Annotated in this window: 21 protein-coding genes and 1 riboswitch; of the genes, 9 read left to right on the forward strand and 12 right to left on the reverse strand. The window is 62.8% G+C overall.

Annotated elements, in window-relative coordinates:
- Positions 1-53: 53 nt before the first annotated feature.
- Positions 54-635, reverse strand: a complete 582-nt coding sequence (locus LQ220_RS02020; protein ID WP_230186606.1) for a TMEM165/GDT1 family protein — start codon at positions 633-635, stop codon at positions 54-56.
- 13 nt (positions 636-648) lie between these two features.
- Positions 649-836, reverse strand: a riboswitch (yybP-ykoY riboswitch).
- A gap of 142 nt (positions 837-978) precedes the next feature.
- On the opposite strand from LQ220_RS02020, the gene LQ220_RS02025 reads away from it, so the two are divergent.
- From LQ220_RS02025 to LQ220_RS02040, 4 genes are all read left to right on the forward strand, one after another.
- A complete protein-coding gene (locus tag LQ220_RS02025) occupies positions 979-2493 on the forward strand; it encodes a catalase (protein ID WP_230186607.1) in 1515 nt (504 codons plus the stop codon).
- 87 nt (positions 2494-2580) lie between these two features.
- Positions 2581-3045, forward strand: a complete 465-nt coding sequence (locus LQ220_RS02030) for a transcriptional repressor (protein WP_230186608.1) — start codon at positions 2581-2583, stop codon at positions 3043-3045.
- A gap of 81 nt (positions 3046-3126) precedes the next feature.
- Positions 3127-5052 carry a 1-deoxy-D-xylulose-5-phosphate synthase gene (dxs, locus tag LQ220_RS02035; protein WP_230186609.1) on the forward strand — a complete coding sequence of 642 codons (1926 nt, stop codon included), beginning with the start codon at positions 3127-3129 and terminating at the stop codon, positions 5050-5052.
- 103 nt (positions 5053-5155) lie between these two features.
- A complete protein-coding gene (locus LQ220_RS02040; protein ID WP_230187230.1) occupies positions 5156-5422 on the forward strand; it encodes a DUF3297 family protein in 267 nt (88 codons plus the stop codon).
- Positions 5423-5441: 19 nt separating this feature from the next.
- On the opposite strand, the gene LQ220_RS02045 is transcribed toward LQ220_RS02040, so the two are convergent.
- The 3 genes from LQ220_RS02045 to recF form a co-directional block, all read right to left on the reverse strand.
- Positions 5442-6110, reverse strand: a complete 669-nt coding sequence (locus LQ220_RS02045; RefSeq protein WP_230186610.1) for a CHAP domain-containing protein — start codon at positions 6108-6110, stop codon at positions 5442-5444.
- A gap of 85 nt (positions 6111-6195) precedes the next feature.
- Positions 6196-6708 carry a CHAP domain-containing protein gene (locus LQ220_RS02050; protein ID WP_230186611.1) on the reverse strand — a complete coding sequence of 171 codons (513 nt, stop codon included), beginning with the start codon at positions 6706-6708 and terminating at the stop codon, positions 6196-6198.
- A 132-nt stretch (positions 6709-6840) separates the two neighbouring features.
- Positions 6841-7905 (reverse strand): DNA replication/repair protein RecF, encoded by a 1065-nt coding sequence (recF, locus tag LQ220_RS02055; protein ID WP_230186612.1) that lies wholly within the window; start codon positions 7903-7905, stop codon positions 6841-6843.
- 97 nt (positions 7906-8002) lie between these two features.
- Here recF and LQ220_RS02060 point away from each other — a divergent pair, with 97 nt between their 5' ends.
- Together LQ220_RS02060 and LQ220_RS02065 are read left to right on the forward strand one after the other, a co-directional pair.
- Positions 8003-8392, forward strand: coding sequence for a VOC family protein (locus tag LQ220_RS02060; protein ID WP_230186613.1), 390 nt, complete (start codon positions 8003-8005; stop codon positions 8390-8392).
- A gap of 10 nt (positions 8393-8402) precedes the next feature.
- Positions 8403-8939, forward strand: a complete 537-nt coding sequence (locus LQ220_RS02065; protein WP_230186614.1) for a peroxiredoxin — start codon at positions 8403-8405, stop codon at positions 8937-8939.
- A 193-nt stretch (positions 8940-9132) separates the two neighbouring features.
- Here LQ220_RS02065 and LQ220_RS02070 read toward each other — a convergent pair whose 3' ends face one another.
- The 3 genes from LQ220_RS02070 to LQ220_RS02080 all read right to left on the reverse strand — a co-directional run bounded on the left by LQ220_RS02070 (position 9133) and on the right by LQ220_RS02080 (position 14872).
- Positions 9133-10470 carry an HlyD family type I secretion periplasmic adaptor subunit gene (locus LQ220_RS02070; protein ID WP_230186615.1) on the reverse strand — a complete coding sequence of 446 codons (1338 nt, stop codon included), beginning with the start codon at positions 10468-10470 and terminating at the stop codon, positions 9133-9135.
- Between the two features lies 1 nt (position 10471).
- Complete coding sequence (locus tag LQ220_RS02075) at positions 10472-12244, reverse strand: type I secretion system permease/ATPase (RefSeq protein WP_230186616.1); 1773 nt, start codon at positions 12242-12244, stop codon at positions 10472-10474.
- 240 nt (positions 12245-12484) lie between these two features.
- Complete coding sequence (locus tag LQ220_RS02080) at positions 12485-14872, reverse strand: hypothetical protein (protein ID WP_230186617.1); 2388 nt, start codon at positions 14870-14872, stop codon at positions 12485-12487.
- A gap of 210 nt (positions 14873-15082) precedes the next feature.
- On the opposite strand from LQ220_RS02080, the gene LQ220_RS02085 reads away from it, so the two are divergent.
- Together LQ220_RS02085 and LQ220_RS02090 are read left to right on the forward strand one after the other, a co-directional pair.
- Positions 15083-16084 carry a beta-eliminating lyase-related protein gene (locus tag LQ220_RS02085; protein WP_230186618.1) on the forward strand — a complete coding sequence of 334 codons (1002 nt, stop codon included), beginning with the start codon at positions 15083-15085 and terminating at the stop codon, positions 16082-16084.
- Entirely contained in the window at positions 16081-17013 is a 933-nt protein-coding gene (locus LQ220_RS02090) for a DMT family transporter (RefSeq protein WP_230186619.1), read from the forward strand. Before LQ220_RS02085 ends, LQ220_RS02090 begins: the two co-directional genes overlap by 4 nt.
- Here the strand turns inward: LQ220_RS02090 and LQ220_RS02095 are convergent.
- Positions 16926-17780: an SDR family NAD(P)-dependent oxidoreductase gene (locus LQ220_RS02095; RefSeq protein WP_230186620.1), complete on the reverse strand. Its 855-nt coding sequence runs from the start codon at positions 17778-17780 to the stop codon at positions 16926-16928. The genes LQ220_RS02090 and LQ220_RS02095 overlap by 88 nt on opposite strands.
- Positions 17781-17866: 86 nt before the next feature.
- Here LQ220_RS02095 and pepN point away from each other — a divergent pair, with 86 nt between their 5' ends.
- Positions 17867-20467 (forward strand): aminopeptidase N, encoded by a 2601-nt coding sequence (gene pepN, locus LQ220_RS02100; protein ID WP_230186621.1) that lies wholly within the window; start codon positions 17867-17869, stop codon positions 20465-20467.
- Between the two features lie 4 nt (positions 20468-20471).
- Here the strand turns inward: pepN and LQ220_RS02105 are convergent, their stop codons facing one another.
- The 4 genes from LQ220_RS02105 to LQ220_RS02120 are packed head-to-tail and all read right to left on the reverse strand — an operon-like array spanning position 20472 to position 24032.
- Positions 20472-21068 carry an ABC-type transport auxiliary lipoprotein family protein gene (locus LQ220_RS02105; RefSeq protein WP_230186622.1) on the reverse strand — a complete coding sequence of 199 codons (597 nt, stop codon included), beginning with the start codon at positions 21066-21068 and terminating at the stop codon, positions 20472-20474.
- Between the two features lie 14 nt (positions 21069-21082).
- Positions 21083-22042, reverse strand: a complete 960-nt coding sequence (locus LQ220_RS02110; RefSeq protein WP_230186623.1) for an MlaD family protein — start codon at positions 22040-22042, stop codon at positions 21083-21085.
- 5 nt (positions 22043-22047) lie between these two features.
- Complete coding sequence (locus tag LQ220_RS02115; RefSeq protein WP_230186624.1) at positions 22048-22926, reverse strand: ABC transporter ATP-binding protein; 879 nt, start codon at positions 22924-22926, stop codon at positions 22048-22050.
- Positions 22923-24032 carry an ABC transporter permease gene (locus LQ220_RS02120; protein WP_230186625.1) on the reverse strand — a complete coding sequence of 370 codons (1110 nt, stop codon included), beginning with the start codon at positions 24030-24032 and terminating at the stop codon, positions 22923-22925. Before LQ220_RS02120 ends, LQ220_RS02115 begins: the two co-directional genes overlap by 4 nt.
- Between the last annotated feature and the right edge of the window lie 20 nt (positions 24033-24052).

Below are 24052 nucleotides of genomic sequence, written 5' to 3' on the forward strand. Positions count from 1 at the left end.
CGCGGACGTTTGGCGGGCCGGTAACAGGGGCGGGCGCGAATCGCAACTGCGCGTCACACCCATCCTTGTAACGAGGCGAGCAGCCAGAGGCCGAGCGCGAAGAACAGCGATGCGGCGATGATGCGAACGGTGCCCAACGGAACACGCTTGATGAGCGCTTCGCCCAGATAGACCGCAGGGACATTGGCGATCATCATGCCAAAGGTGGTGCCCGCCGTAACGGCGAGCACGTCGATCATATGCGTGCCGAATTGCGCGCCAAGGCCGATGGTCGCGATCTGTGTCTTGTCCCCCATCTCGACGAGGAAGAAAGCAACCAGCGTGGTCACGAACACGCCCGCGCGCGTCGGCGTCTTCATGTCGTCGTCGATCTTGTCCGGCACGAGCGTCCACAGCGCCATGGCGATGAACCCGGCGGCAATGGCATAGCGGAAGGCGGGGCTGTCGAGCAGGCCCGCTATGCTGTGGCCGACCAGTGCGGCGAGGAAGTGGTTGGCAAGGGTGGCCGCCAATATACCGGCGATGATGGGCACCGGCTTGCGAAAGCGCGTGGCGAGCAGGATCGCCAGCAATTGCGTCTTGTCGCCTATTTCGGCGAGCGCGACCACGGCGGTGGACGTGAGAAAAGCTTCCATGGGGTCAATATCCAGGGTCGGGCAGAAGAAAACGCAATGCCACCGGCCCTCCCGCCCGACCGGGACGGAAAGCCGATGCCATTGGTCTCGACAGACAGAACCGTATCGATCCTGTCCCGCGCACCATGATGTCTCCACCAAATATGTTGACGCGCGGCCCACGGAATGTCCGTGGCTGGCTACTCCCCAGATGACGTTTGGGGTAATAAGCCGATACGTGAAAAGTGCAAGCCGCGAAGGCATATCGTCTAAAACGATCAGTATGGGCACATTAATCAATTTTTTGATGGAATGGCGCTGGTATATCCCGGTGGTCAGATTCAGATATTGAAGGAGACGAGCGATGACAGATCAAGCCAAATCCGGCGGGCCGCAGATGACGACGAGCGCCGGGGCGCCGATTGCCGACAACCAGAATTCTCTGAGTGCCGGTCCGCGCGGTCCGCTGCTGCTGCAGGATTATCAGCTCCTCGAAAAGCTGGCGCATCAGAACCGCGAGCGTATCCCTGAGCGTGTCGTCCATGCGAAGGGCTGGGGCGCGCATGGCACGCTGCGGATTACCGGCGACATCAGCAAATACACCAAGGCGAAGGTGCTGCAGCCCGGCGCGGAAACGCCGATGATCGCGCGCTTTTCGACAGTGGCTGGCGAAGCGGGCGCAGCGGACGCGGAACGCGACGTGCGCGGCTTTTCGCTGAAATTCTACACGCCCGAAGGAAACTGGGATCTGGTCGGCAACAATACGCCGGTCTTCTTCGTGCGCGATCCGGTGAAGTTCCCCGACTTCATCCACACGCAAAAGCGCCATCCGCGCACCAATCTGCGTTCGCCGACGGCGATGTGGGATTTCTGGTCGCTCTCCCCGGAGTCGCTGCATCAGGTGACGATCCTGATGTCCGACCGCGGCCTGCCGGTGGGTGTCCGCAACGTCAATGGCTATGGCAGCCATACGTTCAGCCTGCTTAACGACGCGGGCGAGCGGTTCTGGGTCAAGTTCCACTTCAAGACGATGCAGGGCCACAAGCACTGGACGAACGAGGAAGCTGCCGGCGTCGTCGGGCGGACCCGCGAGTCGACTCAGGAAGATCTGTTCGAAGCGATCGAGCAGGGCGACTTCCCCAAGTGGAAGATGCAGGTCCAGATCATGCCCGAGCTGGATGCCGACAAGACGCCGTACAACCCATTCGACTTGACCAAAGTGTGGCCGCACGCCGATTACCCGCCGATCGACATCGGTGAGTTCGAGCTGAACCGGAACGCCGACAATTATTTCTCGGAGATCGAGCAGGCAGCGTTCAGCCCGTCGAACATCGTGCCGGGCATCGGCTTTTCGCCCGACAAGATGCTGCAGGCGCGTATCTTCAGCTATGCCGACGCGCATCGCCATCGCATCGGCACGCATTATGAGGCCCTGCCGATCAATGCGCCAAAATGCCCGGTGAACCATTACCATAAGGATGGGGCGATGCGGTTCACGCCGAACAATCCCAATCCGGCCGCCTATTACGAACCGAACAGCTTTGGCGGTCCGGTCGAGGACAACAAGTTCCTCGAACCGCCGCTCAAGATTTCGGGCGATGCGGCACGGTACAATCATCGCGACGGCAATGACGATTTCGGTCAGCCGCGCGCCTTGTTCGAGCTGTTCGACGATGGGGAGAAGCAGCGGCTGTTCGCCAACATTGCCGCGGCGATGGGCGATATTCCGGACTTCATCGAGGAACGTCAGTGCAAGCTGTTCGATCAGGTGCATCCCGATTACGGCGCGGGCGTGCGCAAGGCGCGGGCCACGATCAAGGACCGCAATCCTTCGATCTCCGCACCCACCGATCAGGCGATGGCGGACGCCTCGGCCTGATCGACGAGACAATGACGAAGGCCGCATCCTTGACGGGTGCGGCCTTCGGCTATTGCCGCGATGCCGCCGCCGCCTTAGATAAGAGCGATGGCGCAGCAACATCATCACCACGAACCCACCGGCATGTCGCTGGCCAGCGAGGCGCAGGCGACGCTGGAGCGTAACGGCGAACAGTGGACGCCCATGCGCGCGGCCATTTTCGAGGCGCTGGCGGGGGAAGAAAAACCGGCGTCGGCCTATGACATTGCCGACACCGTATCGAAGGCGCGCGGCAAGCGCGTGGCGCCGAACAGCGTGTATCGCATTCTCGACCTGTTTGTGTCGTCCAACCTCGCCATGCGAGTGGAAAGCGCGAATGCCTATATCGCCAACGCGCATCCCGGCTGCCTGCACGATTGCATCTTTCTGGTGTGCCGCACCTGTGGCGAAGCGACGCATGTCGATGACGACACGCTGACCGGCAATGTGCGCAAACGCGCGGCCAATGAAGGGTTCATCGCCGAACGTCCGGTGATCGAGGTGCTGGGCACCTGCGCCAAATGTGCGGCCTGACCAACTGTATTTCTGAAATATTACGACATTCGACAGGAAAAGCGGAACCGGCTAAGCTGGGGCCAGGAGATACGCTTCATTATGTCAGAACGCCCCTCTACCCCGTTGCTCGATCAGGTTAATCTGCCTGCCGACCTGCGCAAACTGGAACCCGAACAGCTTTCCCAACTGGCCGACGAGTTGCGGCAGGAAGTGATTTCGGCTGTCGGTGTGACCGGTGGCCATCTGGGGTCCGGACTGGGCGTGGTCGAGCTGACCACGGCGATCCATTATGTATTCGACACGCCCAACGACCGGCTGGTGTGGGACGTGGGGCATCAATGCTATCCGCACAAGGTGCTGACGGGGCGTCGCGATCGCATCCGTACATTGCGTGCGGGCGGCGGTCTGTCGGGCTTCACCAAGCGGGCAGAGAGCGAATATGATCCGTTCGGTGCGGCGCACAGTTCGACTTCGATCAGCGCGGCTTTGGGCTTCGCCATTGCCAACAAGCTGAAAGGCACACCGGGCAAGGGCATTGCCGTGATCGGCGACGGCGCGATGTCGGCGGGCATGGCCTATGAAGCGATGAATAACGCGCGCGAAGCAGGCAACCGGCTGGTCGTGATCCTTAACGACAACGACATGTCGATTGCGCCGCCGGTGGGCGGTCTGTCGGCCTATCTGGCACGCATCGTGTCGAGCCGTGAATTCCTGTCGGTGCGCGATGCGTTGAAGCGCGTCGCGCGCAGATTGCCCCTGCCGCTGCAGAAAGCCGCGAAGAAGACCGACGAATTTGCGCGCGGCATGGCGATGGGCGGTACGCTGTTCGAGGAATTGGGTTTCTATTATGTCGGTCCCATCGACGGGCATAATCTGGACCAGTTGATCCCCGTCCTCGAAAATGTCCGCGATGCCGAGGAGGGCCCGATTCTGGTCCATGTCGTGACCAAGAAGGGCAAAGGCTATGGCCCTGCCGAAGCGGCGAGCGACAAATATCACGGCGTCCAGAAATTCGATGTCGTCACCGGCGCGCAGGCGAAAGCCCCGCCGGGACCGCCCAGCTATACCGGCGTATTTGCCAAGGCGCTGATTGCCGAAGCGCAGAAGGACAGCCGGGTGTGCGCGATTACGGCGGCGATGCCGGCTGGGACGGGGCTGGACAAGTTTCAGGAACTGTTCCCCGACCGTACATTCGACGTGGGTATTGCCGAGCAACATGCGGTGACATTTGCTGCGGGTCTTGCGGCGCAGGGGATGCGGCCTTTCTGCGCGATTTACTCGACGTTCCTGCAGCGCGCCTATGATCAGGTCGTGCATGATGTGGCGATTCAGAATCTGCCGGTGCGCTTCGCCATCGACCGCGCCGGTCTGGTGGGCGCGGACGGTAGCACCCATGCGGGCAGCTTCGACGTGACCTATCTGGCGACGCTCCCCAATTTCGTGGTGATGGCGGCGGCGGACGAAGCCGAACTGGTGCACATGGTGCACACTTGTGCGCAGCATGACAGCGGGCCGATTGCAGTGCGGTATCCGCGCGGCAATGGCACCGGCGTTGCGCTGCCCCAAACGCCCGAACTGCTGGAAATCGGCAAGGGCCGGATCGTGCGGCAGGGGCATAAGGTTGCGATATTGTCGCTCGGTACGCGGCTGGAGGAAGCGCTGAAGGCAGCGGATGCGCTGGAGGCCAAGGGCTTGTCCACCACGGTTGCCGATCTGCGCTTTGCCAAGCCGCTGGATCAGGAGATGATCCGCAAGCTGCTGTCCACGCATGATGTGGCGGTGACGGTGGAAGAGGGCTCGGTCGGCGGTCTCGGCGCGCATGTGCTGACGCTGGCGAGCGATCTGGGTCTCACCGATGCGGGCCTCAAAATCCGCACGCTGCGTCTGCCGGATCTCTTTCAGGATCAGGACAAGCCGGAAAAGCAATATGCCGACGCGGGGCTGGATGCGGACGGCATCGTGCATACGGTGCTGACCGCTTTGCGGCACAACAGCGCCGGTGTGGTGGGCGAAGTGCGGGCGTGACGGTTGACGCCGTGGCCCGTCCGGGGTTAGGCGCACGGCTTTCCAGCAGGATATGACAATGACCGATACGCCAGAAACCCCAGTTCCTGAAACGGACGCGCCGATTGGCGATACGCCGCCCGACCGCTTGTCGACCAATCCGCGCAGCCCGCATTTCGACATGGACGTGCTTCAGCGCGGCATCGGCATCCGCTTCAAGGACCGCGTGCGCAATGACGTGGAAGAATACAGCATTTCGGAAGGCTGGATTCGCGTTGCCGCCGGCAAGACCAAGGATCGCCACGGCCAGCCGCTGACCATCAAGCTGTCCGGCCCCGTCGAGGCTTGGTACGAAAATCCCGCAGAGAATGCGGACGCCGCCGCCGAGTAACGCCTATCTGATTGTAGCGTTATCTGATTTTCGCGGTGCGTTTCACGTCGCGGATGATGTCGGCCAGCGTGCGGACATCGTCGCTGCGGGTGACATCGGCATAAGCGAGGCGCGGGGGCTTTTTGCGCGCGGGAGCGGCCTCTTCGATGTCGTCGCCATCGGCTTTATCGTAAGCGACGTTTTGCGTGAGACGCGTGCCGCTCATGCCGTTGAACGGATGCAGCCGCGCGCCTTCGCCATAAATGAATCCGAAGGTGGGATTGATGCGCGCGCCCATCTGGCCGGTCGGGCTGTGCCATACGCGGACTTCGCTCCAGTCGCCGTCTTCGGACACGTCGATGGCGCGGACGTCTTCCTCGATCGCGCCGGGGGACGACCAGTTGGCGTGGCGGATCAGAATTTCGCGGGATGACAGGATCGCACTGACGACGGCGACATGGCCTAGTTGCATCGGGCCGAAGGGCTGGAATGCCAGCACCGCCCCCTTGCGCGGACGGTGGCCGCGATCATAGCGTCCGGGGGCCTGATCCCACCATGTCCATGCGTCGCCATAAAGCGACACGCCGGAAACGACACGCGCATAGGGAACGCATTGCAGAATGTCGGCGGCGCGTAGCGGCATCGTTATGGAAAGGGCGAGGCCGGAAGCGAGCAGCCATGCCGCGATCTTGCCCTGAAATCGTCCCATGCCTGTGATCCCGATCCGTAACGCTTTGAACGGGAACGAGTATAGGCAGCGAATGCCTAGCAACGGGTTAAGGACGTTTGGCGGCTTAGCGCGAGCGCGCGATGTCGAGAGCGGCGATCTGCACCGGCTTCTCGGAAAGCGTCGATTTCGACGGGTAGATGAAACCGCGTGCGGCATTGGACCGCTTGCCGAGGTTGCCGATCGGGCCGTACCAGACCTTCACGTCGCTCCAGTCATTGTTGGGCGACACGTCGACGGCGCGGACATCATGTTCGATGCCACCGCGATAGGACCAGTTGGCGTGGGTGAGCAGGACTTCGCGGCCGGATACGACGCGGCTGACCATGGCGACATGACCGGCGGGCATCGAACGGCTGGACGAGAAGGACAGGACTGCGCCTACGCGGGGCTGCTGGCCGCGATCATATTGACCTTCTGCCTGTTGCCACCAGTCTGCTGCGCGACCGAAAAGCTGAATGCCGGAAATCTGACGGGCATAGGGTGCGCACTGCAAGGTGCCTGCCATGGCCGATGTGTTCGCTGAAATAAGGCCGAGCGACACGACCAGCGCAAAGAGCGCCCGAACTATAGCTTGCATTATCTTTTGCGACCCCTCGCTTTGGCTTGAGGGGGTTAAAGGCGATCCTCGGTTCGTCCGCTACCGCACTGCGGCAAAACGTTGCGAGGGCAGGGTGCACCGTTCATCCTGCGTTCAATTGAGGGGAACATTTCAGACGCGGGCTATGTGGCCCGCTTCGACATGCAGCCGGGTGGCGTCCGGCAGCCCTTCGAACAGCGCGGATTCCGTGCCGGTCATCCACACTTGCCCGCCCGTGGCGGCCAGCCGATCGAACAGGGCAAGGCGGCGTGAAGGGTCGAGATGGGCGGCGACTTCGTCCAGCAGCAGGATCGGCGGATGACCCGCGCGGTCCGATACCAGGGCGGCATGGGCCAATATGATCGAGAGAAGCAACGCCTTTTGCTCGCCGGTGGAGCAGAGCGCGGCGGGCTGATCCTTAGCCGCGTGGATGACGAGCAGGTCGGTGCGATGCGGGCCGGTGAGGGTGCGTCCGGCGGCAGCGTCGCGCCTGCGTCCTTCGCGCAGTTGGTCGGAAAGCGGCACGTCGTTTCCGCTCCAGCCTTCCAACGTGAGTAGGGGCCGCGCGAACGGGCCATCGGGCTGGGTCAGCAGCGTCTGCGCCAATGCCGCGACGGTGTCGCTTCGGGCCTCGGTCAACGCAGTGCCATGGACCTCCATCTGGCTTTCCAGCGCGGACAGCCATGCCGGATCGGGGGCGCGGGCGTCGGCGAGCAGGCTGTTGCGGCTGCGCATCGCCGCTTCGTAGCGGGTGCTGTGCGTCGCATGGCCGGGATGGAGGGCCAGCGTCAGCCGGTCGAGAAACCGCCGCCGTCCGCCGGGGCTTTCGGCGAACAGGCGATCCATGGCGGGGGTGAGCCATAGGACGGAGAGACGCTCGGCCAGCGCAGTCGCAGCGCTGGGGCTGCCGCCGATCCGCACGGTGCGCCGGTCGGGCGCGTCGGGCAGGGTTCCGGTGCCGATGGTGACATCGTCGACCTGCGCCGCGATGCCGAAGCCGCCGCTGCCCCCTTGCCGCGCCATGTCGCGCAACGCCGCGCCGCGCAGGCCGCGTCCCGGCGCGAGCAGCGAGATAGCCTCCAATATGTTGGTCTTGCCTGCGCCATTTTCCCCCGTGAGCACCACGAACGGATGCGCCGGGACGATCAGGGCATCCTCATGGTTGCGAAAGTCGCTGACGGTGAGGCGGCTGAGCATCGCTGTGCTCTAGCGGGCTTTGTGGGGTATGATAAGGTTGGATTGTCATGCGCTGTGGCGGCGCGACTCGCCTACGGCCATCCATAGGAGAAGGACGATGCCGGTTCTGGGAATGGGTGGGCTGTTCTTTCGGGCGAAAGATCCCGATGCGCTGTCGGCCTGGTACAAGGCGCATCTGGGCATCGGTGCAGGCTGCGTTACCGATCCCGATCAGACGGCCGACGAATGGGCATGGATCACTCAGGGTGGACCGATGATATTCGCGCCGTTCAAGGCCGACACCGATTATTTCGCGGCGGACAAGGCGTTCATGATCAATTTCCGTGTTGCCGACCTCGACGGGATGCTCGCGCGCTTGCGTGAGGCGGGAATTGCGATCATCACCAATGCCGATTGGGATCATCCCGATGTCGGGCGTTTTGCCCGTATTCATGACCCTGAAGACAATGCCATCGAACTGTGGGAACCCCCGACCCGCGCCCTGTAGGAGTGTACCGATGAAACTACGCCTATCCCTGATCGCTGCGACTGCTCTGGCCTTCGCGCCTGCCGCCGCCAATGCCGCGCTGGCCGTGGGTGCCAAGGCGCCTGACTTCACGACGCGCGGTGCGCTGGCGGGGAAAGTGCGGCAGATCCATCTGGCGGACGAGCTGAAGAAGGGGCCGGTCGTACTCTATTTCTTCCCTGCTGCCTTCACGCCGGGCTGCACTGCCGAAGCACGTGAATTTGCCGATGCGACCGATGCGTTCAAGAAAGCCGGGGCGACGGTGATCGGCATGTCGGCGGACCCGGTCGACAAGCTCGCCAAATTCTCGGTCGAGGAATGCCGTAACAAGTTCACCGTGGCGTCTGCCGGTCCGGCTGTGATCTCAGGCTATGACGTCGTCCTGCCGCAGCGCACGACGTTGTCCAACCGGACATCCTATGTGATCGCCCCTACGGGCCGCATTGCCTATGTGCACAGCGAAATGAGCTATGCCGCGCATGTGAAGAACACGCTGGCCGCCGTGCAGGCGATGAAGAAGGGGAAGTAAGGCTTTCGCTCTTATGCCCATTAGCTATGCCCCCCCCACCGTTCCCCTGCGAAAGCAGGGGTCCAGTGTGGGGCATGCAGCGTCTTGGTGCCCTGGACCCCCGCTTTCGCGGGGGAACGGTTCACAGGCTATACGCGCCAAACACGTTCAGCATGGCCGCCGTTTCAATCCCGCGAACGTCTAAATCCGTATATTAATTATCGCGGAAAGCGCGCTGGATCTGGTCGCGTAGCGGCTTGGTCAGATAGGACAGCATCGTGCGGCTGCCGCTTTCCATGAAGATTTCGGCGGGCATCCCGGCCTTCATCTTCACGCCATTGTTCTTTGCGGCTTCACGCGCGTCGATTTCCACGCGAACCGGGAAATAGCTTCGCTGTCCTGACGGATCGACGGTCCGCTCGGCGGCGACGAACACCACCTTGCCCTGCAGTTCGGGCGTTGCCGTGGCGTTGGCCGAGGTCAGGCGGATGCGCGCGACCTGACCGGCATGGACGCGGTCTATATCGGCAGGATTGACGGCGCCTTCGACCAGCAGGCGATCCTGATCGGGCACGATTTCCATGATCACGTCGGCGGGGCGGATCACGCCGCCGATGGTGGCGGCGGACAGCTTGTCCACTACGCCCGAATACGGCGCGCGGATCATCGTGCGGCTTTGTGCGTCCATCGCCGACACGCTGCGCGACTGCTGCTGATTGAGGGCGGAGTTGATCTCGGCAAGCTGCACGCCCGCGTCGGAACGGCGCGTCTCTGAGATCTGGATGATCTGCTGCCGCGTTTCGGCGATTTTCGCCATCGTCTGGGCGATCTGCGCATTGAGCGCGCCGACGCTGCCGCTCAGGTCGACCGAGGTACGCTCCAGTTGATTGACGCGATTGAGCGTCACCAGCTTCTTGCCATAGAGTTCGCGGACGCCCTCCAGCTCGGGCTTGATCAGCACGGCCTGCTTTTGCAGCGCGGCGATTTGCGCGCGGTATCCGGCGATTTCCTGACCATATTGGCCGATGCGCGATTGCAGTTGCGCGGAGAGGCCGGAGCCTTCCGACCGGCGAATGGCGAACAGCTTCTGCTCGTCGGCCATGGCGCTCTTCGCGCTGAAGTCGGTGCGTTTCGCCAGCGCTTCGGGAAAGCGAATGGCGCTATCGCCCAGCCGTTCGGCCTCCAGCCGCGCGCGCTGCGCCGTCAACTGATCGACGGAGAGCGCAGAAAGCTGCGCATCGGTGCCCAGCACCTTGTCGTCCAGGCGCATCAGCAACTGGCCCTTGCGGACATGCTGGCCATTTTGCACCAGAATTTGCGCGACGGTGCCGCCGGTCGGATGCGTAATCTGCTTCACGTGCGATTCGACGCCCAATTGCCCGCTGGCGACAATGGCGCCGCCGATGGGAATGAGCGCCGCTGCGCCGCCGATCCCGAAGACGAGCACCGCCATCAGGCCGACCGCGGTTTTCAGCGTGCCATTGAGGCGCGCTTCGGGTTCGAAGGGGGCTGCCGCGCTCTGCGGCAACAGGGCAAGGGCGTGTTCGGTCATGTCAGGCAGCCTGCTGCTGAGCGGAGGAATCGGGCGAGGTCGGGGAGGGCGGCGAAGGCAGCTTCACGAATTTCTCCAATATCTCGTCGCGCGGTCCGAAGCCGTCGGCACGACCGTCGCGCATCACCAGCACCAGATTGACGGCGGCAAGCGCCGAGGGGCGATGCGCCACGACGATGGCGATGCCGCCCCGCGCGCGGACGGAAAGGATGGCAGCGCTCAGCGCCCGCTCACCTGCGCCATCCAGATTGGAATTGGGTTCGTCGAGCAGCACGAGGAACGGATCGCCGTACAGCGCACGGGCAAGGCCAATGCGTTGCCGCTGTCCGGCGGAGAGGCTGGCGCCGTCATGCCCCACCGGCGTCTGATAGCCCAGCGGCATGGCGACGATCATGTCATGCACGCCCGCTGCTTTTGCCGCAGAGATGATGGCATCGGAATTCTGGCCGGGCATGAAGCGGGAGATGTTGTCGGCGATACTGCCTTCGAACAGCTCGACCATCTGCGGCATATAGCCGATCGACCGGCCCAATATGTCGGACGGCCACTGATCGAGAGTCGCGCCGTCCAGCCGCACGGCACCGCGCGCAGGACGCCACGCGCCGACGAGGGCGCGTGCCAGCGAGGATTTTCCCGCCGCGCTTGGCCCGATGACGGCCAGCGCCTGGCCGGCTTCCAGCGTGAAATCGACGCCCTGCACCGTCAGCTTCTGCGTACCCGGCGGGGCAACGAACAGGCTCTGCACGTCCAGCCGCATGGTCGGTGCGGGCAGCAATGTCTGGCGTTCCGGCTCGACGGGGATGTCGTGCAGCAATCTGGACAGCCGTCGCCAGCCGATCTTTGCCGCAGCGAATGCGCGCCAGTTGGCAATCGCCTGATCGATCGGCGCCAGTGCGCGCGCGGACAGGATGGAGGACGCGAAAATCACGCCGCCGCTGGCCTTGCCGTCGATGACCAGCAGCGCGCCAACGGTCAGGATCGCCGATTGCAGGAACAGGCGACCCAGACGGCTGAGACCGCCCAACACCCCGGTCGAGCGTGCAAGGCTGCTCTGTGCGGACAGGAACATGCGGTTGATATTCTGCCACCGTTCTTCCATCCGGCTGCGCATGCCAAGAGCTGTCAGCAGTTCGACATGGCGCAGATTGGTTTCGGCCATGCCATTGCGATAGGCCGCGACCTGGCTGAGCTTGGCAGCGGGCGCCTTGATCGCGCGGTCGGTCAGGACCGTGAGGCCCAGCAGCAAGATCGCGCCGATCAGCGCCGTGACGCCGATCCAGACGTGCAGCAGGAACAGGATTCCGAGGAAGAACAGGATCCACGGCAGGTCCATGATCGTGCCGGGGCCGGAACCGGACATGAAGGTGCGGATGTTTTCAAGGTCGCGCATCGGCGTCAGACCGTCGCCGGGCATAGCGTGGCCACGCAGCGCCGCGTCGGAAATCGCCCGTTGCACGCGCGGCGACCATTCGCGGTCCATCGCCGACGCGATGTCGCCCAATATGCGGGTGCGCATCGTGTCGAACACGCCCTGAAATGCATACATGCCGACCAACAGGATCAGCAGGCCGATCAGGGTGGGGATGCTGCGGCTGGGCAGGACCGAGTCATAGACCAGCATCATGTAGAGCGCGCCGCTCAGTTGCAGGACGCTTAGCACGGCGCTTAAGAAACCGACGGTGATCCACGCGGCGCGGTATCGCCGCACGGCTGTCATCAGGTCCGACCCGGTGCCTTCGACGGTGGGTGGCGACGCTGTCGTCAGCGCCGTCATGGGTGTAGACCCGTCAGTGCAGGCAGGTTCGAAAACCGGTCAGAGGCGAGACTGGCCCCAACTGTCAGTCCTTGAAACATGTACGATGTGCCCTGGAACGGTATATCCGCAATGAGGCTGGGCCGTCCTCCCATGCCTACCGAATATCCTTAATAGCAGGGTAATCGCTAAATATTTCTTGTCAACGCGACGGCAAAACAACGCATCAGCCCGTTTTACCGCCGCATCGACGACTGTCGGTCAGGTGAAGAAGGCGAAATCGTCCACTGCAAGGGTCTTCAACTGCGTGTTGTAGAGCAGCAGCGAATCCCCGGTATCGAAGGTGATGACGGTGTTGTGCGCGACTTGCTTGGCGTGCGCCATGACATCGGCATAGCTGGATACGCCCAGCGCCTTGTCGAGGCTGATCGTATCGTGCTGTCCGGCCCAGTTGAAATCCTCGATCACGTCGCGACCGCCGCCAACCTCGAACTGGAAGATGTCCTGGCCCCAGCCGCCGTTCAGCTTGTCATTGCCCGTGCCACCGTTCAGCACGTCGTTGCCACTGCGTGCCGACAAATAGTCGTCGCCCGCGCCGCCGATCAGCGTGTTGGCATTGTGGTCCGCCGCAATCCAGTCGCCGAACTCGGAACCGATGAGGCCTTCGACAGAGCTATAGCTGTCACCCCGGGCGTCGCCAGTGTTCAGGCTGGTGGCGATCATGTCGACCTTCACGCCCTGCGTGGCGGTGCCATAAGCGGCGAAGTCGAACCCGTCGCCGCCGATCAGCGTGTCCGCGCCTGCGCCACCGGTCAGCCGGTCGTCGCCCTCGCCGCCATTGAGAACGTTCGCCGCACCGTTGCCGGTGATCGCGTTGTCGAGCGCATTGCCGATACCGTTGATGGCGGCCGTGCCGGTCAGCATGAGGTTTTCGACATGATCGGTCAGGGTGTAGCTGAACCCGGCCTTCACGGTGTCCATGCCTTCACCGGCCAGCTCGACGACCTTGTCCTGCGCGGAATGGAGGACATAGCTGTCATGGCCCTTGCCGCCGTGTAGTGTGTTGTCGCCCGATATCGCGATCAGCGTGTCATTGCCGTCCAGTCCATGCAGCACCGATTTTGTCGCCGTTGCATAGAGCGTGTCGTCGCCGTTGGTGCCATCGACCGTCGCAACCGGATCGATGATCTGCGTCGTGGTGCCTGCGCCCGTGACATGCTGGACTTCGATAGTGCCGTCGGCGTTCTTGGTCTGCACATCATAGGTCAGTTGGTTGATCGTCAGCGAACCCGTGCCGGACACGACCTCTGCACCCAGTTGAGACATGGCGAGATATTCGTTCTGATTGACGATACCCAGGTCGGTCAGCGTAGCGAACAGCTTGACGAAATCGAGCGTACCGACCGGCGTGTCGCTGTTGGCGACGATAGCGGTATAGTGCGTTCCGGGGGCGCGGTAGATGGTGCCCGCGAAATTGCCATCCACATAGGTGCCGATCCGCTCGCCGAATGCTTCGAAATCGCCCTGATGCAGCCAGACCATGATTTCGTTGGTGACCGTCGATGCGTCGCCGCCCGGCTTGCTGGTCAGCCAGATATCGAAGGCCACGTTGAAGCCTGCCGTGTCACCGCCATAGCCCACGTCGAAATTCGCCTTCAGCCCGTTCAACTGGCTGAGCTGGACCGGGAAGACCTGCGCCGTGTCGCCGGGATTGGTGCCGCCGGAGAAAGGCGACGCGCCGAAGAGCAGGTCGGGATAGGCCAATATGCTGCCAGCCGTTCCGGGCTTCAGGTCCAGCGTCGGGAACGACCAGTTGAAGGTCGTGCCGGTCGACAGGTCGTTCTTCGTGTAAGAAACGCTGTTGGTGTAATCGGTGCCATATTTCAGATGGTCGGCATTCCACACATTGTTGATGGCGTACCAGCCGTTGTTGGTTTGCCCCGCATGGGTGCCCGACAGCGTCTTTTGCCCGGCCAATGGCGCGGCGTTCGGTGCATCGATGACGACCGCGCTATCGTTGAGGAAAGAGAAGTCCGTCGCCTTGAATGACGCGATGGTGGCGTCGTTCACAATGAGCGTTTCGCCATTGCCCAGCGAGAACTTGACGGCATTGCCCTCTTGCGTCGCGTGGGACAGCAGCTGGGTAAAGCCGCCGATCTTGAACCCGTCCAGGCGGATTAGATCTTGGCCCGACGTGAAGCTATAGATGGCGTCGGAGCCTTCGCCAGCGTTGATGACGAAGGTGTCGAGCCCCTTGCCGCCGACCAGAACATCGCTGCCGATGCCGCCATTGATATAGGCGCCGACGGTTCCCGCGGTTATTATGTTGTTTAGGCTGTTGCCGAAACCCATGGTGGAACCTGGCCCCGCCAGCACCAGATTTTCGACATTCGCCGACAACGTGATGGGGGTGTAGGCATAGCTGTAGACAGTATCTATGCCCTGACCTGCATATTCCGTGATAGAATAGGAGCTGTTCCACACGTAATAATGGTCATCGCCCAGACCGCCTGACATCTTGTCGCCAGCCAGTGCATAGAACACATCGGCATATTTGGTGCCGAGAATTGTTCCCGGTTTATGAGTCGGCATCCAGTTGGTTGCACCATTACTGATTTTCAACTCGGTATTATTGGCGGCATAATACATAATGCTTGGATTCCAAAATCAGGGGATGCCCCATAATTAGCTCCAATCTGTGAAGTGTTCGCTGTGCTGCATCATTAATGCGATGTTCATGACGATTTGGCGGCGATGCGGTCGAACGGGCAAAAAATCGGTCCACGACCGACGCGGCGCAGGCGGCTGAGACGCGCCAATCGGTTGACCGCGATTGCGGCACAACGCATGGATGCGGGCATGCGATTTTTCTCTGACAATGCCGCCCCTGTGTCTCCGCAATTGCTTGCGGCACTGGCGCAGGCCGACCATGTCGATGCCGCTTATGATGGCGACAGGTGGAGTGCGCGGCTGGACGGCGCGTTTGCCGATCTGTTCGAAACGCCGGTCTCGGTCCTGTGGGTGACGACCGGTACGGCAGCCAACTGCCTTGCGCTGGCGGCCTTATGCCCGCCCTTTGGCGGGGTGCTGTGTCATCAAGACGCGCATGTCGAAACCGATGAAGGCGGCGCGCCGGAATTCTATACACATGGCGCGAAGCTGATGACGTTGCCCGGCGACGGGGCGAAGATTGCGCCGGACGCGCTCCGCGCGCATCTCGCCACCATTCGCAACGATGTGCATCAGGTGCAGCCGCATGCGCTGACGATCACCAATGCGACGGAATATGGCCGGGTCTATACGCCCGACGAAGTCGCGGCATTGGGCACCTTGTGCCGCGAGCATAAATTAGGCTTCCACATGGACGGCGCGCGCTTTGCCAATGCGGTGGCCTCGCTGGGATGCCATCCCGCCGATCTGACCTGGCGGGCCGGTGTCGATGCCTTGTCCTTCGGCTTCGTCAAGAATGGCGGGATGATGGCGGAGGCGCTGGTCTTCTTCGATCCCACGCTGGCCGCCGATACGCTGCGCCGTCGCAAGCGGGCGGGGCATCTGCTGTCGAAGGGGCGCTATCTCGCTGCGCAGTTGCTGGCGATGCTGGAAGGCGATCTGTGGCTGTCCAACGCGCGCGCCGCCAATGCCGCCGCGACGATCATCGGCAATGCGGCGGGCGGGCGCTGCCTGCATCCGGTCGAAGCCAATGAAGTTTTCATTCGCGTAACGGCGGAGGAAGCGGCGATCCTGCGTGGGCAGGGGTTCGACTTTTACGATTGGGGTGCTGGCGCGGCGCGGCTTGTCACGAGCTGGCATCATACAGCGGATGACGTTCAGCCTTTGGCCGACGCCATCGCCGCCTTATGACCGAAGCACAGGCCACCTCGCGGGATCATGGCCCTTCGCTGCTGACGCCGGGGGTGCTGGTCCCCTTCATCATCGTGACGGTGATCTGGGGATCGACCTGGCTGGTGATCCGCGATCAGGTGAGCGCTGTTCCGGCAAGCTGGTCGGTGGCCTATCGGTTTCTGCTGGCCAGCGTCGCGATGGCGATTCTGGCGCGAGCGCGAGGACTGTCGCTGTGGATCGGGGGACGGGGCATCGCCTTTGCCGCCTGCCTGGGTGCGAGCCAGTTCATGCTCAACTTCAACTTCGTCTATCGCGCCGAAATGGTGCTGACGTCGGGCGTCGTGGCGGTGTTCTATGCGCTGCTGCTGATCCCCAACAGCTTGCTCGCGTGGTTGACCTTCCGCCAGCCGGTCAGCCGCAATTTCATCATCGGTTCGGTCATTGCAGTGACGGGCGTCGTTTTGCTGTTCCTGCGCGAATATCGCTATGCCGACGTTGCGCCCGGCGCGGTGCTGGAAGGGATCGCCCTGTGTTTTTGCGGCCTCATGGCGGCATCGGTGTCGAATGTGATGCAGGGGACGCCCATCGCGCGCCGCCTGCCGATCATCAGCGTACTCGCCTGGGCGATGTTGTTGGGCGGGCTGATGGACTCGGCGTTGGCGTGGATCGTTGCGGGGCCGCCGGTGTTCGACACGCGCCTCGGTTACATCGCGGGGATCGCCTATCTCGCGGTGGCGGGATCGGTCGTGACCTTCCCGCTCTATTTCCGACTGATCCAACAGATTGGCGCGGGACGTGCCGCCTATACCGGGGTGCTGACGCCGGTCATCGCCATGCTGCTGTCGACTCTGTTCGAAGGTTATCGCTGGTCCACGCTGGCGGTGGTCGGCGCGTTGCTGTCGGTTGCGGGCATGGTCATCGCGATGCGCGCCAAACCCTCGCGATAAGTCGGAAACTGCGGTGTCCATTTCAGGACGCGCTTGGCCTTGCCATTGGCGATCCGGCGGTTCTCGCTGTAAAAGGCGCGGCCCATCGGGCTGAGCTGGGCCTCTTCCAGCGATTGCAAGGGGGGCAGGGGAAGCCCACTCAAGGCGCTGGCCGCTTCGACCACGCGGTTCTGGCTGCAGGGCAGATCGTCGGACAGGTTGTAGGCACCGGCAGGCCCATCGAACCCGGCAATTACGCCGCTGACGATATCGTCGACATGCACCCGGCTGAACACCTGTCCGGGCAAGTCGATGCGCCGCGCGCGTCCGTCGATCAGCCGGTCGATCGCCGAGCGCCCCGGCCCGTATATGCCGGGCAGCCGGAATATCCGCACATCGTCGCGCAGGTTGCTCCACGCCATGTCCGCGTCGGCGCGCGCGCCACGGCGACCATGACCGATGGGGGCCGTCTCATCCACCCACGCGCCGCCTGTATCGCCATATACGCCCGTCGCGGACAGATAGCCGATCCAGCGCGCCGGGCTGGTTACGATATCCGCGCCATAGGCCGCCAGGACAGGATCGGCACCATCGTCCCCCGGCGGGACCGAGGACAGGATATGGCTGGCCGTGGCGATGGTGGCGCGGACGGCGTCCGTATCGGTAAATGCGATGGCTTCGTCCGTTGCGCTGCGGCGGGTTGCCGTTACGCGCCAGCCGTCGTTCCGCAAGCGCGCCGCAAGGCGGGCGGTCGTGTAACCCAGCCCGAAAATTAGAATATGTGGCATCGGCATCCTTCTACACGCTGGAGCAAAAACGTCCATTCGTCACGCCGGATCATTGCCCCATGCCCTGCAGCCGCATAGGAGGGGGAATGGCCGACATTCAAACGACTGGCGCAGCGGCGCCCGCAATCATCCACCGTTCCGATTACCGCCCGCCCGCGTGGCTGGTGCCGGACGTCGCTCTGGATTTCACGCTCGACGCAGCCGCTACGCGGGTGCGCGCGACATTGTCGGTCGTTCGCAACGGGCAACACGAAACGCCGCTGCGCCTCGACGGTGACGGGCTTGTGCCCTTGTCCGTCTCGATCGACGGCGTTGCGACTGGAACCGACAGTTGGTCGATGGAGGGCGACGTGCTCGTCATTCCGCTTTCGGGCAATGCGCATAAGGTTGAAACGGTGGTCGAGATCGCACCGGCCGCCAATACCCAGCTTATGGGACTTTATGCTTCGGGCGGCCTGCTCTGCACGCAGTGCGAGGCGGAAGGGTTCCGCCGGATCACCTTCTTCCCCGACCGTCCCGATGTGCTGTCCCGCTACAGCGTGCGGATGGAAGCGGACAAGGCGCTGTATCCCATCCTGCTGGCCAATGGCGATCCGATTGCTTCGGGCGATCTGGACGGGGGCAGGTATTGGGCGCAGTGGAACGATCCGTTTCTCAAGCCCTGCTATCTGTTCGCGCTGGTGGCGGGCGATCTGGCCTGCAATGCGGACAGCTTCACGACGATGTCGGGGCGGCAGGTGTCGCTCGGCATCTGGGTAAAGGAAGCCGACCTGCCGCGCACCGCACACGCAATGAAGGCGCTCAAGGACTCGATGGCGTGGGACGAGCGTGTCTATGGCCGCGAATATGATCTGGCCGTGTTCAACATCGTGGCCGTCGCCGATTTCAATTTCGGCGCGATGGAGAATAAGGGGCTGAACATCTTCAACTCCCGCTACATCCTGGCCGATCCGGAAACGGCGACCGACATGGATTTCGACGCCGTCGAAGGGGTCGTCGCGCATGAATATTTCCACAACTGGTCGGGCAATCGCGTCACCTGCCGCGACTGGTTCCAGTTGTCGCTGAAGGAAGGCTTCACCGTTTTCCGCGATCAGGCGTTTTCCGCCGATATGGGATCGCCCGCCGTCAAGCGGATCGACGATGTCCGCATCCTGCGCGCCGCACAGTTTCAGGAGGATTCCGGGCCGCTCGCGCATCCTGTTCGCCCGGAATCCTATATGGAAATCGCCAATTTCTACACCGCGACCATTTATAACAAGGGCGCGGAAGTCATTCGCATGATGCACACGATGCTGGGCGCGGATCGTTTCCGCGCGGGCAGCGACCTCTATTTCGACCGGCACGATGGGCAGGCCGCCACTTGCGAGGATTTCGTCAAGGCGATGGAAGAGGGTGGGCAGATCGACCTCACCCAGTTTCGCCTGTGGTATGAGCAGGCCGGAACGCCCCGCATCCGCGCGCTGCTGGCGCATGATGCGGCATCTGGCACGGCGACACTGACGCTGACGCAGACGGTGCCGTCGACTCCCGGTCAGCCGACGAAGTCCCCCATGGCGATGCCGCTGCGCATTGCCCTGTTCGACCGCGCGACCAATATGCACCGCGGCGACGAAGTCCTGATGCTGACGCAAAGCGAACAGAGTTTTCGGTTCGAAGGCTTTGCCACGCCGCCAGTGCTGTCGATCAACCGGGGTTTCTCCGCGCCGGTCGTCATCGAAAGCGACCGCACGCAAAGCGAACTGGCGTTCCTGTCCGCGCATGACGACGATTCCTTCGCCCGCTATGAAGCAATGCAGCAGTTGATGGTGAACGTGCTGGTTGGCACGGTGTCGGGTCAGGCGGTGGACGACGCGCCGGTGATTGCCGCAATCCGTAACACGGCCACGGATACCGCGCTCGACGCCGCGTTCATCGCCGAGGCCATTCGCTTGCCCAGCGAAAGCTACATCGGCGATCAGATGACCGTTGTCGATCCCGACGCGATCCACACCGCGCGCGAACGGCTGCAAGCGAAGGTCGGCAAGATGCTCGAACCGGTCTGGCGCGATCTTCATGCCCGCACCGAAGCGAACGGTTTTTCGCTGTCGTCTGCGGCGATGGGTGCGCGCAAGCTGCGCAACACGGCCTTGCTCTATCTTTCCGCTTCGGGTGCAGCGGATGCGTCCGCCATCGCCTTTTCCCAGTTCGACCGCGCGGACAACATGACCGAACGGCAAGGCGCACTGTCCGTCCTTGCCAGCGGCACCAGCGACGAACGCGAAGCGGCGCTCGATATCTTCTACAATCGCTATGCCGCCGATGCGCTGGTGCTGGACAAATGGTTCCAGACGCAGGCTCTGGCGTTCCATCCCGATACGCTGGCCATCGTGCAGGAACTGGGGCGGCACAAGGATTTCACCTTGTCCAATCCCAACCGCGTCCGGTCGCTATATGGTGCGTTCGCGGCGAACCAGTGGGGTTTCCATCAGGGCAATGGCGCAGGCTATCGAATGGTCGCGGATCTAATCATCGCGCTCGACCCGCTCAACCCGCAAACCGCAGCGCGGCTGGTGCCGCCGCTGGGACGCTGGCGGCGGTTCGACAGCGTGCGCGGCCAACAGATGCGCGCGCAACTCAAGCGTATCGTGGGTACGCCCGGCCTGTCGAAAGACGTGACCGAGCAGGTGACGAAGAGCCTGGATTAAACCGTCAGACGCCGTTGACCCAGGCCGCGACTTCCGCTGCGACCTTGTTGGCGGCCTGATTGATCGGGGCTCCAACGCTGGCTGCATGGATGGCGCTAACCGGCACGCTCGCCGAAAAGCGCTTGCGCAGGACCGGTGCGCCGCCGCCCGGCGCCAGTGTCGCATCATAAGTGACCACCGCCATGCTGGTGCGGGCATCCACGCCAAAGTCGATCAGCTCACCCAGCAGGCGCTTGCCCGGATCGGCGCTGTACTGGCCCGAATCCAGCACGATGGCGGTGCCGCTTGCCGCGATGGTCTCGGACAGCATTTTCTGGAAGAGGTGCCGCGGGCTATCCACCCATTGCGCATCCTTGATGTAGGCGACGGAGACGGCATCGACCTGAACCGGGACACGAACCGTATCCAGCTTCTTGGGTGTGTCGGGGTCCATCACGGTAATGCTCGTCCCCGGAGCGCCGGTGCGCACTGTCCCGGTCGCCACGCGCGCGTCGGACGTGAGCGTCAGTAACTGCGCAGGCGCATTGCCACCGAAGGACACGCAGGCCGATAGCGACAGCGCCGCAATGGCCGGAACAAGTATCTTCGCGTTGCGGATCATGGGGTGAATCCTCTTCATGGCTTATAGTCCGGCAGCTTGGGCGATCCGATCAGCGATCCGGCCCCCTGCTGGTCCAGTTTTTCGGAAATCGCGCGAAAAGATCGTGTCATTTCGCGCAGGTCGTGCACCAGCGCGCCGACTTCGGGCATCGTCTGTTGCGAGAAGGCACGGACGCCCGGCTGTGCTTCGGCTAGTGTCTTGTCGAGCGTATCAAGGCTCTTCGTCGCCGATTGTACGGTCTTGCGCAGGTCGGCGGTGAGGGGGCGCCCTTCCTCGTTCAGCAGAGCGTTGGTCGAAGCCGTCAGCTTGGCGATCTCATCGGCGGCAAGCCCTGCCTTCTGCACCATCAACCGGGTCTCGGCCAATGTTGCGGCGATCTCCGGCCCGCGGTCCGCAAGGTTGCCCGACAGGCGATCGACATTGCGCAGGATGCCGGTGATGCTTTCCTGATTCTTGTCGCTCAGCGTTTCGGTCAGACGCTCGGTGAGAGTCGACAGGCGCTGAAGCAATTGCGGTGCGCTGTTCAGCAATTCGCCGAATGCGCCGGGCTTGGTCGGGATGACCGGCACGCCATCGGGGCAGGCCGACGCCGCGTTGGTCTCAGGACAGACAATTGGCGGTGCGCCCTTGACCGCGCCGTCCAGCACGATTTCGGAGAGGCCGGTAAAGCTGCCCTGAATGGTCGCGGTCGTGCCCTGCAGGATGGGGGTGCCTTCCTTCACGGTGATCCGCACCTTCACAAAGCCGGGATCGCGCTTCCACAGTTCGATATTCTTGATCTGGCCGGATGGCACACCAGCAAAGGTAACTGCCGATCCCTTGGCCAGCCCATTGACGGATTGCTTGAAGTAGATGTCATATTCGACATCGTTGCCGCCCGACACGCGGGAGAACCAGAAGGCAGCGATCATGATCGCGGCGAGCAATATCAGCACCACCGATCCGACAAGCACATTGTTCGAACGTGTTTCCATGATCCCTACTGCCTTTCCGCCGGTGCGTCGCCGCCCGACGATATTGAATGCCGCTGCTGGGCAGAGACCGCTGCGCGTCCACGCGGTCCGTTGAAATATTCCTGAATCCACGGGTGATCGGTCGCGAGCAACTCGTCAATCGTACCCACCGCGATGATTTTCCTGTCCGCGATCACCGCGACCCGGTCGCAGATGGAAAACAGCGTGTCGAGGTCGTGGGTGATAAGGAACACCGTCAGCCCCAGCGTCTTCTGCAACTGCCGCGTCTGTTCGTCGAACGCCGCCGCGCCGATGGGGTCCAGCCCCGCTGTCGGCTCGTCAAGGAACAGCAGGTCGGGATCGAGCGCCAGGGCGCGTGCCAGACCGGCGCGCTTGCGCATCCCGCCCGACAGTTCGGAGGGATATTTCGGACCCGCCTCGCACGGCAATCCCGTCATGCGGATCTTGAACGCAGCGATTTCGTCGCGCAATTGCGGGCCGATATTGGGATAATATTCGCGCAAGGGCACTTCGACATTTTCGGCCACAGTCAGCGTCGAGAACAGCGCGCCGCCCTGAAACAGCACGCCCCAGCGCTTGCGAATGGCCAGCGCTTCTTCATCGTCCAGCCGACCGATCATCGGTTCGCCGAACACATGTACTTCGCCTTCGTCAGGGATCTGCAGCCCGATGATGGAGCGCATCAGCACCGACTTGCCGGTGCCCGATCCGCCAACGACGCCAAGGATCTCGCCCTTGCGTACGTCGAGGTCGAGCCCTTCGTGCACGACCTGATCGCCGAAGCTGTTGCGCAGCCCGCGCACGGAGATCGCGATATCGGACGAATTGACGGCCTCTTCCAGCCGCTTTTCGGTTTCCAGCGCCGCTTCTTCTTCGCTGGTCATATCCAGCCTACCCATGTGAAGAACACTGCGAAAAAGGCGTCGAGCACGATGACGATAAAGATCGCCTGCACCACAGCAGCGGTGGTGCGGTTGCCCACTTCCTCGGCGTTGGCCTTGACCTGCAATCCCTGGAAGCAGCCGGTGATAGCGATGATCAGGCCGAAGACGGGTGCCTTGATCATGCCGACATACACGTCGGTGATCGGCACCACTTCACGGATACGCTGAACGAAGGTGACCGGCGGAATGTCGAGCGCCACGGCGCACAGGAAGCCGCCGCCGATGATCGCCACGATGGAGGCATAGAAGCCGAGCAGCGGCATCATCACCACCGCCGCAATGACGCGCGGCATCACCAATGCTTCCATCGGCGAGACGCCAATTGTGCGCATTGCGTCGATTTCCTCGGTCAGCTTCATCGTGCCAAGCTGCGCCGCGAAGGCCGAACCCGAGCGTCCCGCAACCATGATTGCGGTCATCAGCACGCCGAGCTCACGGAAGGTCAGGCGACCGACAAGGTTGATCGTCATCACTTCCAGCCCGAACTGGCGCAACTGCACCGATCCCTGCTGTGCGATGACGATACCGATCAGGAAACTCATCAGGCCGATGATGGCAAGCGCGGACACGCCCACCACTTCGAGCCGCTGGACAACCGCATGGACCCGCACCCGGCTGGGGTGCCGGATCATCGACCATGCGGTAATCAGCGTCGCGCCGAAAAAGCCCAGCAGCCCGTACATGGTCTCACCGGCAATCCGCGTCGCGGCGCCGATTTCGCCCAGTACTCGCAGGAGCGGCGGACTGGCATCGGGGCGGATCGATACCGGATCCTCGTCCTTGCCCACTTCGGCGATCAGGCGGGCGGCGTCGTCGCTCGCGCCTTCCAATTGTGCGCCGTGGCGCGCGGCAAACCGATGGATGATCCACGCGCCGATAGTGTCGATATGCGTCACCCCGGCCATATCGACCCGTCCGACAGGGCCGCTTACCGCGTCGAGCCGGTCCGGCAAGGTGTCGAGATGCGCCACTGCGAAATTACCGGACAGGCGGACGATCGCGACATCGTCACGTCTTTCCTCCTGAAAGTCGGCTGATTGCATCATGTGGCTGGTTTACTGGTCCA

The sequence above is a fragment of the Sphingobium sp. CECT 9361 genome, from assembly GCF_918741285.1.
Lineage (GTDB): Bacteria > Pseudomonadota > Alphaproteobacteria > Sphingomonadales > Sphingomonadaceae > Sphingobium.

Bases quoted from the DNA above. Each gene is read 5' to 3' on its own strand.
- LQ220_RS02085 (WP_230186618.1), top strand. From the start codon at position 15,083: ATGCGATTTTTCTCTGACAATGCCGCCCCTGTGTCTCCGCAATTGCTT.
- LQ220_RS02110 (WP_230186623.1), bottom strand. From the start codon at position 22,042: ATGGAAACACGTTCGAACAATGTGCTTGTCGGATCGGTGGTGCTGATA.
- LQ220_RS02060 (WP_230186613.1), top strand. From the start codon at position 8,003: ATGCCGGTTCTGGGAATGGGTGGGCTGTTCTTTCGGGCGAAAGATCCC.
- LQ220_RS02030 (WP_230186608.1), top strand. From the start codon at position 2,581: ATGGCGCAGCAACATCATCACCACGAACCCACCGGCATGTCGCTGGCC.
- pepN (WP_230186621.1), top strand. From the start codon at position 17,867: ATGGCCGACATTCAAACGACTGGCGCAGCGGCGCCCGCAATCATCCAC.
- LQ220_RS02120 (WP_230186625.1), bottom strand. From the start codon at position 24,032: ATGATGCAATCAGCCGACTTTCAGGAGGAAAGACGTGACGATGTCGCG.
- LQ220_RS02025 (WP_230186607.1), top strand. From the start codon at position 979: ATGACAGATCAAGCCAAATCCGGCGGGCCGCAGATGACGACGAGCGCC.
- LQ220_RS02070 (WP_230186615.1), bottom strand. From the start codon at position 10,470: ATGACCGAACACGCCCTTGCCCTGTTGCCGCAGAGCGCGGCAGCCCCC.
- LQ220_RS02065 (WP_230186614.1), top strand. From the start codon at position 8,403: ATGAAACTACGCCTATCCCTGATCGCTGCGACTGCTCTGGCCTTCGCG.
- LQ220_RS02080 (WP_230186617.1), bottom strand. From the start codon at position 14,872: ATGTATTATGCCGCCAATAATACCGAGTTGAAAATCAGTAATGGTGCA.
- LQ220_RS02075 (WP_230186616.1), bottom strand. From the start codon at position 12,244: ATGACGGCGCTGACGACAGCGTCGCCACCCACCGTCGAAGGCACCGGG.
- LQ220_RS02090 (WP_230186619.1), top strand. From the start codon at position 16,081: ATGACCGAAGCACAGGCCACCTCGCGGGATCATGGCCCTTCGCTGCTG.
- LQ220_RS02095 (WP_230186620.1), bottom strand. From the start codon at position 17,780: ATGCCACATATTCTAATTTTCGGGCTGGGTTACACGACCGCCCGCCTT.
- LQ220_RS02105 (WP_230186622.1), bottom strand. From the start codon at position 21,068: ATGATCCGCAACGCGAAGATACTTGTTCCGGCCATTGCGGCGCTGTCG.
- LQ220_RS02020 (WP_230186606.1), bottom strand. From the start codon at position 635: ATGGAAGCTTTTCTCACGTCCACCGCCGTGGTCGCGCTCGCCGAAATA.
- dxs (WP_230186609.1), top strand. From the start codon at position 3,127: ATGTCAGAACGCCCCTCTACCCCGTTGCTCGATCAGGTTAATCTGCCT.
- LQ220_RS02050 (WP_230186611.1), bottom strand. From the start codon at position 6,708: ATGCAAGCTATAGTTCGGGCGCTCTTTGCGCTGGTCGTGTCGCTCGGC.
- LQ220_RS02045 (WP_230186610.1), bottom strand. From the start codon at position 6,110: ATGGGACGATTTCAGGGCAAGATCGCGGCATGGCTGCTCGCTTCCGGC.
- LQ220_RS02115 (WP_230186624.1), bottom strand. From the start codon at position 22,926: ATGACCAGCGAAGAAGAAGCGGCGCTGGAAACCGAAAAGCGGCTGGAA.
- recF (WP_230186612.1), bottom strand. From the start codon at position 7,905: ATGCTCAGCCGCCTCACCGTCAGCGACTTTCGCAACCATGAGGATGCC.